General features: G+C 62.9%; 12 protein-coding genes and 1 tRNA gene. 11 read left to right on the plus strand and 2 right to left on the minus strand.

The features are described 5' to 3' along the window. The first annotated feature begins 450 nt into the window (after nucleotides 1-450). Entirely contained in the window at nucleotides 451-1,374 is a 924-nt protein-coding gene (locus tag RAE04_RS10315; RefSeq protein WP_317027300.1) for a DUF418 domain-containing protein, read from the plus strand. Between the two features lie 2 nt (nucleotides 1,375-1,376). Next, entirely contained in the window at nucleotides 1,377-2,414 is a 1,038-nt protein-coding gene (locus RAE04_RS10320) for a trypsin-like serine protease (RefSeq protein WP_317027301.1), read from the plus strand. On the opposite strand, the gene RAE04_RS10325 is transcribed toward RAE04_RS10320, so the two are convergent. Beyond that, nucleotides 2,411-3,439: a prephenate dehydrogenase gene (locus RAE04_RS10325; protein ID WP_284836706.1), complete on the minus strand. Its 1,029-nt coding sequence runs from the start codon at nucleotides 3,437-3,439 to the stop codon at nucleotides 2,411-2,413. The two genes, RAE04_RS10320 and RAE04_RS10325, sit on opposite strands and share 4 nt — an antisense overlap. A 39-nt stretch (nucleotides 3,440-3,478) precedes the next feature. Here RAE04_RS10325 and RAE04_RS10330 point away from each other — a divergent pair, with 39 nt between their 5' ends. From RAE04_RS10330 to tgt, 6 genes are all read left to right on the plus strand, one after another. Beyond that, nucleotides 3,479-3,958, plus strand: coding sequence for a tRNA adenosine deaminase-associated protein (locus tag RAE04_RS10330; RefSeq protein WP_005323176.1), 480 nt, complete (start codon nucleotides 3,479-3,481; stop codon nucleotides 3,956-3,958). Between the two features lie 25 nt (nucleotides 3,959-3,983). Next, nucleotides 3,984-4,415: a nucleoside deaminase gene (locus RAE04_RS10335; protein WP_317027321.1), complete on the plus strand. Its 432-nt coding sequence runs from the start codon at nucleotides 3,984-3,986 to the stop codon at nucleotides 4,413-4,415. Nucleotides 4,416-4,466: 51 nt separating this feature from the next. Beyond that, nucleotides 4,467-4,667: a CsbD family protein gene (locus tag RAE04_RS10340; RefSeq protein WP_005323174.1), complete on the plus strand. Its 201-nt coding sequence runs from the start codon at nucleotides 4,467-4,469 to the stop codon at nucleotides 4,665-4,667. Nucleotides 4,668-4,756: 89 nt separating this feature from the next. Continuing rightward, a tRNA-Ser gene (locus RAE04_RS10345) sits at nucleotides 4,757-4,844 on the plus strand. Nucleotides 4,845-5,046: 202 nt separating this feature from the next. Further along, nucleotides 5,047-7,638 carry an MMPL family transporter gene (locus tag RAE04_RS10350; RefSeq protein WP_317027302.1) on the plus strand — a complete coding sequence of 864 codons (2,592 nt, stop codon included), beginning with the start codon at nucleotides 5,047-5,049 and terminating at the stop codon, nucleotides 7,636-7,638. Nucleotides 7,639-7,640: 2 nt separating this feature from the next. Continuing rightward, on the plus strand, nucleotides 7,641-8,885 hold the full coding sequence (gene tgt / locus RAE04_RS10355) for a tRNA guanosine(34) transglycosylase Tgt (RefSeq protein ID WP_317027303.1): 1,245 nt from the start codon (nucleotides 7,641-7,643) through the stop codon (nucleotides 8,883-8,885). Here the strand turns inward: tgt and RAE04_RS10360 are convergent. Beyond that, nucleotides 8,870-9,544, minus strand: a complete 675-nt coding sequence (locus tag RAE04_RS10360) for a queuosine precursor transporter (RefSeq protein ID WP_394371985.1) — start codon at nucleotides 9,542-9,544, stop codon at nucleotides 8,870-8,872. The two genes, tgt and RAE04_RS10360, sit on opposite strands and share 16 nt — an antisense overlap. Nucleotides 9,545-9,577: 33 nt before the next feature. On the opposite strand from RAE04_RS10360, the gene gluQRS reads away from it, so the two are divergent. From gluQRS to RAE04_RS10375, 3 genes are read left to right on the plus strand one after another with little or no spacing between them, the layout of a single operon-like run. Then, nucleotides 9,578-10,471: a tRNA glutamyl-Q(34) synthetase GluQRS gene (gene gluQRS / locus RAE04_RS10365; protein ID WP_317027304.1), complete on the plus strand. Its 894-nt coding sequence runs from the start codon at nucleotides 9,578-9,580 to the stop codon at nucleotides 10,469-10,471. Nucleotides 10,472-10,482: 11 nt separating this feature from the next. After that, nucleotides 10,483-12,063 carry a sodium:proton antiporter gene (locus tag RAE04_RS10370; protein ID WP_317027305.1) on the plus strand — a complete coding sequence of 527 codons (1,581 nt, stop codon included), beginning with the start codon at nucleotides 10,483-10,485 and terminating at the stop codon, nucleotides 12,061-12,063. A 10-nt stretch (nucleotides 12,064-12,073) separates the two neighbouring features. Further along, nucleotides 12,074-12,409 carry a hypothetical protein gene (locus RAE04_RS10375; protein WP_317027306.1) on the plus strand — a complete coding sequence of 112 codons (336 nt, stop codon included), beginning with the start codon at nucleotides 12,074-12,076 and terminating at the stop codon, nucleotides 12,407-12,409. Nucleotides 12,410-12,464 lie beyond the last annotated feature (55 nt).

A 12,464-nucleotide genomic window follows, 5' to 3' on the forward strand; every position in this document is an offset into this window, starting at 1 on the left:
CACACCGAGGATTTCCCGTCGGGGGCTAGATATATGCTTCCGGAGCATATACTTTCCGGAAACCTACAGGTCAATCCGTGAAAATCCGCGATTCCGGACACACTTTTTGACCCTTAACCCCTCCTCGGCCTGATGCTATGGCTAGGCTCTGGCGTTTTCTGGCTCTTCCTGGTCGGCTTGGGTATTGGTCTCGCCGCATCCCCGCTGGTGAAGCTGGCTGCTGATCCTTCGCGTTCGCGCAGGCGTCGTGATAGTTCCTTTCGCGACTAGGCTCGCGCCTCACCCCGCCTCCCTACGTCGCAAAATTCTTAGGCAACCCCTTTATAAAATGCAGGACACTTATAAAGCTTCCACAGTAACCTTCCAGACTCTCTTAGTAGAAAAAGAAAGTCTTTATTAATAAGGGGACTGCGGCAACGCGCTCCCCTCTGTCTTGAAGGAGAACGCCCGGTGTCCGCATCTTCGCGCATCGTTGGGCTTGATATAGCCCGCTCACTTGCCATTATTGGCATGGTAGTCCTGCACATGGCCTCCCTCGTGTGGCATACCAAAGTCATTCTCAACGGCCTGCCTGCCGCGTTTTTCGCCATCTTGGCTGGCGTCACATTGATGATCATTGCCCGAAGTTTCACGGTGACGACGCTTCTGCGCATCCTCGCCCGAGGCTGCATAATTACACTCATCGGCCTCGCGCTACTGCCCCTAGGGGGAGAGATTCAGGTCGTCCTAGTAGTAATCGGCATCACCATGATGCTGCTGTGCTGGGTTCCCCCATTGCACTGGGTCTGGAAGCTAATCCTATTCGCTGCGGCCACCGTAGCCGCGACCGTGAAATACGCTCCGCTGACCCTACCGCAGGTATACCCACTGCTGGCCTATGTCGCTTATTTCCTCGCCGGCATGCTGCTCTATGAAATCTATATTCGCAAGCAAGGCGCAACCGCGCAGTGGGCTTCCACTGCTATAGCCGGCATCGTTGCCGCTATCGGATTTTATTTCCGCTTTACTACGGACATTCCTGGCTGGCTACGTTTTACCGGCCACACCGGCGTCGTGGGCGAGATCGTGCTGTCCATTGCCGTCGCTGCAGTCGTCCTACACCTCTGCCTGCTTGCTGGTCGAGCTGCGCCCAAGCTGGCCTATCCCTTTGCGGCGCTGGGCGCGATGTCACTGAGCATCTACATCCTGCACGTGCTCACCGCCTATTACTGGCAAAGCCACATCGCCCTGCACAACACCGCCTGGGCCTGTGCCTTCATCGCCCTCTTCCTCGTTATCGCAACCCTGTGGCGCCGCCTGATAGGGAAGGGGCCGGCCGAATGGGCCGTCGCCAAAGTTATTGCCATCGCCGTTCCTGCTGGAAAGAAGGACTAATCATGCAGCACAAAATCTTCCCTGCCTTGCTCGCCGCCAGCATCGTGGCACTGACTGCCGCCCCGGCCACTGCACTTGAACACGGCGAACCAGCTACGGACTCCCAGGAGGCCCATACTGTCGCCCAACTCAAGATAGGACGCGTGGGTAGTTTTGGTGATTGTACTGGTACTCTCGTGGCCGCCCAATGGGTGCTCACCGCACGCCACTGCCTCGAGTCCGTGAATAATAAGGGCACCCAAGCCCGCATCAACGGAACCACCTACGACGCTGATTCGTGGGCGCTGTCCCCGCTTTCCGACGCCGCCCTTCTCCACCTCACCGTCCCTGTCACCGATACAAAACCCGCAGAGATTTCCACCCAAGTTCCTGAACCAGGTAAACGCGGCACTCTCTACGGCTGGAGCAGTAGTTCTTCTATGGCGCGCCGCGGTCAGCTGCCTCAAGCGGAAATGGAAGTGGCCGAGCTCCTCGGCGGTAGCCCCGCCGAACCTGCTGGCGCGGACGCTGGCGCGGGCGCCGCCACGGACGCTGGTGAGGATGCCGATGGTGGAGAAAGCGTTCCCGCGGCTGAGGCCATGCCGGGACTTAAAATGCCGGAGGGTACGGAAAGCGTGCCAGCCAGCGAGGCGATGCCGGGTGGGGCGCCAGATGGCCCGATGCCACTAATTGAAAGCGCCATTCTCGACGTACACTCCACCGGCCGAGCCGGCATGCAGGGTGGTGACTCCGGCGGCCCCTTCTTTGTAGACGGTAAGCTCGCCGGACTCGCCACGGCGGGCACCGCGAACGGGGACCCAGACCTGCCTTCGCCTAGCGCGGCTATTACCACGCTGGCCGGCACCAAGGAGTGGATCGAGGCAGTAGTGAGCGGGCGCGATAAGGAAGCGATTCTCACCGCGGAAACCACTCCCGAACCGCCGAAAACCCCGCAGACCAGCGCCGACCGCGCTTGGCTTTATGCCGTAATAGCAGCGCTAGGTCTTATTGCCGCCGCAGTAGTATCCCGCATTCCTGGCCTGCGGGGGCGAAAGCGCTAGAAAATCTCGATGCGCCCGCCCAGGGACTCGGATTGGCGCAGCTGTGCCACCCACTTCGGGCCGCCTGGGTGCAGGCGCAGCACCGGGCGGGAAGAAATCTTGACCGGGGAGACCGATTCCTTGCGCGCGCCGGAACGGGCATCGATGCGGGTGCGGGCGCGATAGCCGGCGTCGGAAAGCTCAGCGATGGAAGGTTCGGGGGAGTCGAGCTTTTCTCGGGCATCGCGCAGCAAGTCCAAGGCCTCGTCCAAAGCCTCCACCAGCGCCGGCGCATTGGTCTCGCACATCTGCTGCACCAGCTCCGGGTGCGTGCCAGCCACGCGGGTAGCGTCCTTGAAGGAACCGGCAGACAGGGACTGTGCCAGGATTCCGCCGTTATCGCCCACCACGGCGAGGATCTCCGCAAAGACGTGCGGCAGGTGGGAAATGCGCGCCACCGCGGCATCGTGATTAGCCACGCGGATAGGAACCGCCTCTGCGTGCACCATCTGGGTCATGCGCACGACCTCGGTGAAGGTCTCAATCCACTGCTTCGGAATCTTTTCCCCGCGCGCCTCACACTCGGCGGCGTAGTCATAGGTAATGCCCCACGCCGCGCGGCGGAACAGGTCCTTCTGCGAGTTATCCCAACCGGACTTGGACGTGCCCGCCATCGGGTGGCCGCCCACGTAGCGCGACTCCATTCCGCGCTCCAGTACCTGCTGGCGTACGGCTGTCTTCACGGAAACGACGTCCGTAATACCGCAGCTCGGCGCGTGCTCCTGAATGGCGTCGAGCACCTCGCCCACCGCGCCCATAGGCACGGCTATGACAATGAGCGCGTTCTCCGTCTCCGCGCGGGTCAAAATCGCCGGAAGATCATCGGTGACGTCAAAACCCTGCTTTACTGCAGTGCGGGCGCCGGACGTGGAGTGGTTGTAGCCAAAAACGGGGTGATTATATCCGGCGAGATCGCGCAGCAAAGAGCCGCCGATGAGGCCGAGGCCAATAATGCAGATAGGGCGTTGAACATCTTGAGAACTCACGATGACAATTGTGGCACAACACGACTAATCTCACGAGGTATGAGCAACGAAAATTACTCCTTCGCAGTAACCGTCGCCCGCAACGCGGGCCAATGGCTGGTGCGCAGCTTCAACGATGACTTTGAGGATCCGCAGACCTCCATCAATGCGGTGCGCAGCCTGCGTTCCGAGGGCGCTGCGTTCGCGCTGCTGTGCGTGGAGGATGCCTATTTTATTGCCGTGCGCCCAGTGCCGGGCGGGGTAAAGATGCTCATCTCGGACGCCACCTATGGTGTCGACGATGACTTCGCCGCCGATTTCATGGATATCAACGATCATGAAATCCCGGATGTAGACCCCGAAGAGGCCGATCCTTATGGCGAGGGCGATTTCGATATCTTCGCTGACCTTGGTTTATCCGAGGACCAGGTGGGCTACATCATTGACAATGATGAGGACTGGCCTTCCGATATGTTGCTGCGCATCGCCGGCGAGCTCGGCTTTGGCGATGAGTTGGAAGACGTCATTGATAACGCCTGAGCCCTTGCTGCGCGCTGAGGCTCGGATGCGCCGCGCCCTCGACGTCGCCAAGCGTACGCCGGCCGGCGACGTCCCCGTGGGTGCGGTGCTTTACGACGCCACCGGAACCGAACTTGCCACCGGCGTCAACCGCCGTGAAGAGCTTGCGGACCCCACCGCCCACGCCGAGGTCGAGGCCATTCGCCAGGCCGTCCGCGTGCACGGCGATGGCTGGCGGCTTTCCGGCTGCGAACTCGTCGTCACCCTAGAACCCTGCGCCATGTGTGCCGGCACTCTGCAGGCCGCGCGGGTGTCCTCTGTGGTCTTCGGCGCCTTCGAGCCCAAGACCGGCGCGTGCGGCTCGCTTATCGATGTCCTGCGTGCCCCCACCGCCCCCTTCACCCCGCAGGTCCGCGGCGGCGTCCTCGAAGGTGAATGCGCTGGGTTGCTCCGAAACTTCTTCGACGGCCTGCGCTAAACGTGCGTACACTGGTGGTCATACAACAACCGTCTACTCAAAGGAGTGAACATGGGCGATTTGGAAAACAAGAAGGATGGCCTTGTAGGCAAGGCAAAGGAAGCCTACGGCGAAGCTACCGACAACAAGGACGTAGCTAACGAGGGCAAGGCCGACCAGGTCACCTCCGAGGCTAAGGACAAGCTGTCTGACGCTGCCGAAGGCATCAAGGACAAGGCCAACGAGGTTATCGGTGGCCTGAAGGACGACTAATCCTCGTCCCCGTTTCTCATATCGCTGCGCTAGCACCCCGCCGGCGCAGCGATTTTGTCGCTCGGGCCCACTCCCGTAATCTGGAAAGCGGTGGCGTGTCCGAGCGGCCGAAGGTGATCGCCTCGAAAGCGATTGTTGGGTAACCCCCAACCGCGGGTTCAAATCCCGCCGCCACCGCACCGGGATCCCGGCCTGTTTACGCAGGTCGGGATTTTCTTTTGCCCAATTTTCCGGCAGGCGCGGGGAATCCGGCTGGCTGGCCGCCAGCTGTGAAAACTGGGACGCAGGTGGCTTCGCGATAGGGGATTGTGGGGTATGGCCACTACACTAGGGCAAAGTTCAACCCGTCCCCCACGCGAATGCGAAGGTACATCTACCCGTGGCTAAATTGCTTTATCGTCTTGGGCGCTGGTCTTTCCTCCATAAGTGGAAGGTCATCGTGGCATGGCTGCTGCTACTCGCCGCAGTCGGCGGTGCCGCCGCCTTGCTGATGAAACCGATGACGAGCGAGTTCTCCATCAAGGGAACCCCGTCCATCGACGCCACCTACAAGACCATGGACCTCTTCCCAGAGGGCGGCAATCCTGCCAACTCGCCCTCGGTCAACGTGGTCTTCAAGGCCCCAGACGGCCAGAAGCTTTCTGATCCCGCAAACCGCGAGGCCATCGACGCCACCATCTCCTACCTCGAGGACAACCTAGAGATGGGCGATACCACGCGCTTTGGCAACCCGCTTGAGGTCTCGCCTCGATTGCAGGACCAGGTGATCCACCAGTTCACGGACATGGGATTGCCGGAAGCATCCGCCCGCGCGGACGCGGACAACCTCGCCATGGTCAATGATGACGAGACCATTGCCTATACCACCTTTAATTTCGACGCCGAGTCGCCCTATAGCGTGGAGCAGGCCGATAAAGACACCGTTACCGAGGCGATGAATATTGCCCGCGACCGCGGCCTCACCGTAGAGGGCAATGGTGCCGGCTTTGGCGATGAAATCGCGGTCAATTCCACCTCTGAGATCATCGGCCTCGGCGTTGCCTTTATCGTGCTCATCTTTACCTTCGGCTCCCTGGTGGCCTCGGGTATGCCTTTGGTGTCCGCCGTCATCGGCGTGGGACTAGGCGCGCTGGGAATGTTGATTGCCACCCACTGGATTGAGCTCAATAATATGACCCCGGTCCTGGCCATCATGATTGGCTTAGCCGTGGGCATTGACTATGCGCTGTTTATCCTTTCGCGCTACCGCGCCGAGCGCCGCCGCATGGATGGGCCCGATGCCGCAGGCATGGCGGTGGGAACCGCCGGCTCCTCCGTGGTCTTTGCCGGCGCGACCGTCTTTACTGCGCTTTTTGCGCTTCTCATTGCAAGCATCGGCTTCCTGACGGCCATGGGCTTGGCCGCTGCCGGCACCGTCGCCATCGCCGTATTGGTGTCGCTTACGCTCATCCCCGCGATGCTGGGCGTGCTGGGCGATAAGGCCTTCAATGGCCGCATCCCCGGCGTGGCCGGCAACCCGACCCGCAAGGGCAAGCGCCGCCGTGGTCCCACCATGGGCAACCGCTGGGTGCGCCTGGTCCAGAAGGTCCCCGGCCTGGCCATGGCGCTGGTTGTCCTCTCCCTGGGCGCGATGACCGCGCCGGTGCTGGACATGGAGCTCGCCCTTCCGGCCGATACCACCTCCAATCCCGATACCACCCAGCGCAAGGCCGCCGATATCATGTCCGAGGGCTTCGGCCCCGGCGTCAACGGCCCCTTCCTCGCCGTGGTCGATGCCCACACGGTCAACGCGGATGCCGGCGCCCTCGCCCCGCTTGTCGACGCCCAATCCCAGCCCGAACCAGCCCCTGCACCAGACGCGGAGGCCGCGCCCGAGGGCGCTGCACCAGAGGACGTTGTGCCAGAGGACGCAGCCCCTGAGCAGCCGCAGCTGGATCAGCCCGCGGCCGAGGCCGAGCCGGAGATTGCCCCGGCCGCCGAGGTAGTAGACACCTCCGCAGACGCTGCGGACAATTCCTCGCCGGAGGACAAGGCCGCGCTCGCGTCCTTCCTATACACCGCGGACCAGCTCAAGGGGCTGGGCGGCGTGAAGCACGCGCAGATCGTCGGCTTGAGTAAGGACCAGCGCGCCGCGCAGATCATGGTCACCCCAGAAACCGCGCCGACGGACGCCGCGACGGTCAACGTCGCGCACGCGCTGCGCTCGGCTACTGGCGAGATCGAAGACGCCACCGGCACCGACATCGGCCTGACCGGCCTAACCGCCGTGCAGCTCGATATCACCGAGCGCCTCGAGGAAGCCATGGCGCCGTACCTGGCCATCGTCGTGGGCCTGGCCATCGTGCTACTGCTGTTGGTCTTCCGCTCCATCCTGGTGCCGCTGGTTGCGGGCCTGGGCTTCCTCCTGTCCGTCGGCGGCGCCTTCGGCCTGACAGTGCTGGTCTGGCAGGAAGGCCTGTGGAACCTAGTTCCCGCACCGGGCCCGCTGATTTCCTTTATGCCCATCTTCCTCATCGGCGTGACTTTCGGCCTAGCGATGGACTACCAGGTCTTCCTGGTCACCCGCATGCGCGAGCATATCTCGCGGCATCCGGAGGGCACCGGCGGGCGATATAGCGCCGTCGACGAGGCCACCATCACCGGCTTTACCCAGGGCGCCCGCGTGGTCACGGCCGCGGCCATCATTATGATTTCGGTCTTCGTGGCCTTTATTAACCAGCCCCTGCCCTTCATCCAGATTTTCGGCTTTGCTTTGGCCGCCGGCGTGCTATTCGACGCCTTCTTTATCCGCATGACCCTCGTCCCCGCCACCATGTTCCTCATGGGCCGCGCGACGTGGTGGATGCCGAAGTGGTTGGCGAAGATTCTGCCCACCCTGGATATCGAAGGCACCGCCCTGGAAGAAGAATGGGAAGCTAAACACGCCACCCCGGCCCCAACCCCTAGCCCTGCAGACAAGGAAGAAGAGTAAAGATGGACTTGAGTTTCGACGTCGGCAAGCGTCTGCCCGAAGGCCCCGGCAAGCACGGCCGCAGTGGTGTCATCCACACCCCGCACGGTGATATCCAGACCCCGGCCTTCATCCCGGTGGCGACCAAAGCCACGGTCAAGACGCTTACCCCGGAGCAGATTCGCGCCACCGGTGCGCAGGCCATCTTGTCGAATGCGTACCACCTCTACCTGCAGCCGGGCCACGACATCGTGGACGAGGCCGGCGGTGTGGCCGAGTTTGAAAACTGGCACGGCCCGACCTATACCGACTCCGGCGGATTCCAGGTCATGTCGCTGGGAGTGGGCTTCAAAAAGGTCCTTGCGATGGACATTGCGGATCTCAGCGATAAGGACATCCGCGCCGCCAAAAAGGAACGCATGGCGCAGGTGGACGAGGACGGCGTGGATTTTAAATCCGTCATCGACGGCTCCAAGCACCGCTTTACCCCCGAGAAGTCCATGCAGATCCAGCACGGGCTGGGCGCGGATATCATGTTCGCCTTCGACGAGCTGACCACGCTCGTTGATACGCGCACTTACCAGGAAGAATCGGTCGCGCGCACGCACCGCTGGGCCAAGCGCTGCCTGGATGAGCACGATCGCCTCACCCGCGAGCGCGCCCACCGCCCGAAGCAGTCGCTGTGGGGCGTTGTTCAAGGCGCGCAGTACGAGGACCTGCGCCGCCAGGCCACCCGCGGCCTGCTCGACCTCGACCGCGACGCCCGCGAGGACGGCAAGCGCGGCTTCGGCGGCTTCGGCATCGGCGGCGCGCTGGAAAAGGAAAACTTGGGCACCATCGTCGGCTGGGTGTGCGATGAGCTACCTGAGGACAAGCCGCGCCACTTGCTAGGCATCTCCGAGCCGGACGATATCTTTACCGCCGTCGAGGCCGGCGCCGATACCTTCGACTGTGTGGCGCCCACCCGCTTGGCGCGCCGTGGCGGCGTCTACACCCTTGACGGCCGCATGAACCTCACTAATGCGCGCTTCAAGCCGGATTTTGCCGGCGTGGACGAGGAATTCGGCGGCTACGTATCCGAGAATTACTCCCGCGCCTACCTGCACCACCTGCTCAAGGCGAAGGAATTCCTCGCCGGCACGCTGTGCACTATCCACAATGTGGAGTTCATGATTCGCTTGGTGGATAATATCCGCGCCGCCATCGACGGCGGATATTACGAGGCCTACCGCGATGAATTCCTCGGCCGCTATTACGCTGGCAAGTAGTCCTCGCGCTTCTTCACCCACTTAATGACCGCGGCCGTCACCGGCAGCATGACGGCCTCCATCAGGGTCTTCCACACGAAGCCCACGATGACGTAGTTGATAAATCCGCCCACGGTGTCTACGCCGATGACCGGTGCGGCGATGGCGCAAAACAGCAGCGTATCGCCGAACTCGCCCACCACGGTGGAGGCGATAAGGCGCGCAAAGAGGCCCTTTTCGCCCGAGCGCTTCTTCATCGCGGTCAGCGTCCAGGCGTTGAGCAGCTGACCCACCAGGTAGCCGGCCAGCGAGGCGGCCAGAATCTGCGGCATCAGACCAAGCGTGGCGGCGAAGGCCTCCTGGCCCTCGTAGAAATCGGCCGCCGGCAGCCAGATGGCGATATAGAAGCACACGGCCGCCAGGATGGCCATCGCGAAACCAATATAGACTGCACGCCGCGTGGATTTGAAGCCATAGCACTCGGAGAGCACGTCGCCGACGATATAGGCCAGCGGGAAGAGGAAGAAGGCGCCGTCGGTCACCAGCGGGCCGAGCTGGACGCCCTTGGTGGCGTTGATATTAGAAATCAGGAAGGTCACCACAAACACGGTGACCAGCCAGGGGTAGAGGGTGGAGCGGACGGGAATGAAGCGCACCTCAGCGCCGTTCGTTTTTTCCATGCCCGCCATTGTGCCAGCCCGTAGACTGTGGGCATGAATTCCGTGACCACCGGTGCCGGCCGCTATGCGCCGAGCCCCTCGGGCGATCTGCACTTCGGCAACCTCCGCACGGCGCTTCTGGCGTGGCTTTTTGCCCGCTCGACAGGGCGGCGCTTTGTGGTGCGCGTGGAGGACATCGATAAGCAGCGCTCCTCCCAGGAATCGGCCGAGCGTCAGTTAACGGACCTGCGCGCGCTCGGACTGGATTGGGACGGCGAGGTTATCTACCAGCACGATCGCGACGCTGCCTATGAGCAAGCCTTGGCCCAGCTGCCCACCTACGAGTGCTATTGCTCGCGTAAGGACATTCGCGAGGCCTCCCGCGCCCCGCACGCCATCCCCGGACAGTACCCGGGCACCTGCCGCCACCTCACCGAGGACCAGCGCGCGGCCAAGCGCGCCGAGCTCGCGGCCCAGAATCGCCAGCCCGCCCTTCGCCTGCTTGCCGACGTCCCCACTTTCACCATCCACGACGCCCTCCACGGCACCTATACGGGCGAGGTTGATGATTTCATCCTGCGCCGCGGCGGCCAGGACACCGGCTGGGCCTATAACTTGGCCGTTGTCGTCGACGATGCCTATCAAGGCATCGACCAGGTGGTCCGCGGCGATGATCTGCTCTCCTCCGCGCCGCGCCAGGCTTATCTCGCCTCGTTGCTCGGCATCGAACCGCCGGAGTACATCCACGTCCCGCTCGTGCTCAATGAATCCGGCGAGCGCCTGGCTAAGCGCGATGGGGCGGTGACTATGCGGGAGATGGGGGAGGAGGGGGACGTCGTCAAGCAGTTGGCGGCCTCGCTGGGGTACGAAGCTCACAGTGCCGCGGAGCTGCTCGCGCAATTCGCGCCCGACCGTTTAAGCCCTGAGCCTTATATCTGGCGGGGGTAAAATCTGAGCCCATGGATGTTCTTCTGGTGCTCATTGGGCTCATGCTGCTGACTGTGTTCGTCGTCGCCATCGGTGACAAGATTGGGCTGCCGTGGCCGGCCCTGCTGACTATCATTACCGCCTGCGCGGTCTTCGTGCCCGGCCTGCCCCAGTTCGAGCCGCCCACCGAGCTCATCCTGCCTATTTTCCTGCCGCCGCTGCTGTGGGCGCTGGCCCGGCGCACCTCGTGGGGTGTTATCCGCGAGCAATGGGTGACCATCTTGAGCCTGTCCGTGCTGCTGGTGGTCGCCACCACGCTGGCCGTTGGCTTCACAGCCTATGCCTTCCTGCCGGGAATTAGCCTGGCCGCCGCCATCCTCATCGGCGCGGCCATCGCCCCGCCGGACCCCGTCGCCGTTGACGCCGTGGCCGAGCCCGCCGGCATCCCGCGGCGCATCATCACTACCTTGCAAACTGAAGGCCTATTTAACGATGCCGCCTCTATCGTCGCTTTCAATCTTGCCTTGACGGCCGTAACCCAAGGCGATGATCTCTCCTTTGGCGGCGGCGTGCTCAACTTCTTCTACTCCGCATTCGTCGCGGGAGGCCTGGGATGGGGCGTCGGCCGGCTAGTAGCGCTGTTTATCACCCACGTCCACGACGTCACCGCGCGCAACGCGCTGACCTGGGTGACGCCGTTCGCCGTCTACCTCATCTCGGAAGAGCTCGGCGCCTCCGGCGTTATCGCCGTGGTTATCGCGGCCGTCGAGCTAAGTTCGAGCGCCGATATCCAGGCCGAGGACCGTCTTTCCGGCCAGTCCTTCTGGGAGACCATCGAACTGCTCTTTACCGGCGTGGCCTTCGGACTCATTGGACTGACGGTCAATACCGCCATTGGGGAAGTGGGCTCGGACCTGTGGCACTCCGTGGTGGTGGGCGTCATTTTGTCCCTCGTGGCCTTTGTCGTCCGCTTGGTGTGGATGTACATCTATTACCGCATCAACGTCTCCCGCGGCCGACCGCGCGTGGCGCCGTTGCGCTTGCAGGAGGTGCTGCTGATGACCTGGTCCGGTATGCGCGGCCTCGTCACCCTGGCGCTGGTTTTGTCGATTCCGGCCGGCGTGTTCAGCTTCCACCACGAGCTCGCGGTCATTGCGCTGACCGTCTTGTTGGTCACGATGGTGGTGCCCGGCCTGCTGCTGCCGTGGTTGATGGAGCGCCTCGATCTTACGGAGGCCTCCCAGATTGCCAGCGATAAGATGCGCGCTGCCGTGGTGGGCCGTGCGCGTGCGGCCAGCATCGAGGCGCTGTCACACTTCCGGCCTGATGGGCATATAGCGCCCGGCGCCGAAAAGGTCGACCCCGAAATTTCCGCCAACGTTATGCAGTGGCTGGAAGACCGAATTGGTGATGGCGAGGATGTGTCCGAAGACTCCCGCAAGCAACGCGCCTGGCAGGCCCGCCACGTGGCGCTGGAGGCTCGCCGGACCGCCCTGACGGCCGCACAGGAGGAGCTGCTGCGCATGCGCGGTTACCGCGCCTATAACCCGGCCATCGTGGACGAGGTGCTCGAGGAAATTGACCGCATGGTCTTGGGCACCAAGCGCCATTAGGCTGGGCGGCATGGATCCCTTCGATTATGCGCAGCTTGAGGACGCGCTGGATTACCTCTACGACTTCCTTGACCAGGACTTAGCGGACCGCGTGCGCGCCGAGCGCGAATTCGTTCCGGCCGGGCTGGAGGGCCTGCTTGCCGACGACTCCCTCGACGACTACGTCTGGCTCTGGATCAAGGACCCAGGCCCGAATGGCTTCCGGCAATACTTGCGCGACGGCGGCTATTCCGAGGCCGAGGTCTCCCAGGCTTTCCTCTGGGTGCGCACCGAGTGGGGGATGAATACGCCGCCGCACGTCGCGTGGCTGAAGGCGGATGGCTACGAGCCGCCGGTCATCGATTAGGGAGGAGGGGAGCGGCGTCGGCAAGCGCGGCCGCGCGCCCGTATACAACAAAAAT

The organism is Corynebacterium sp. CTNIH16 (assembly GCF_032821655.1).
Classification (GTDB): Bacteria; Actinomycetota; Actinomycetes; order Mycobacteriales; family Mycobacteriaceae; genus Corynebacterium; species Corynebacterium marquesiae.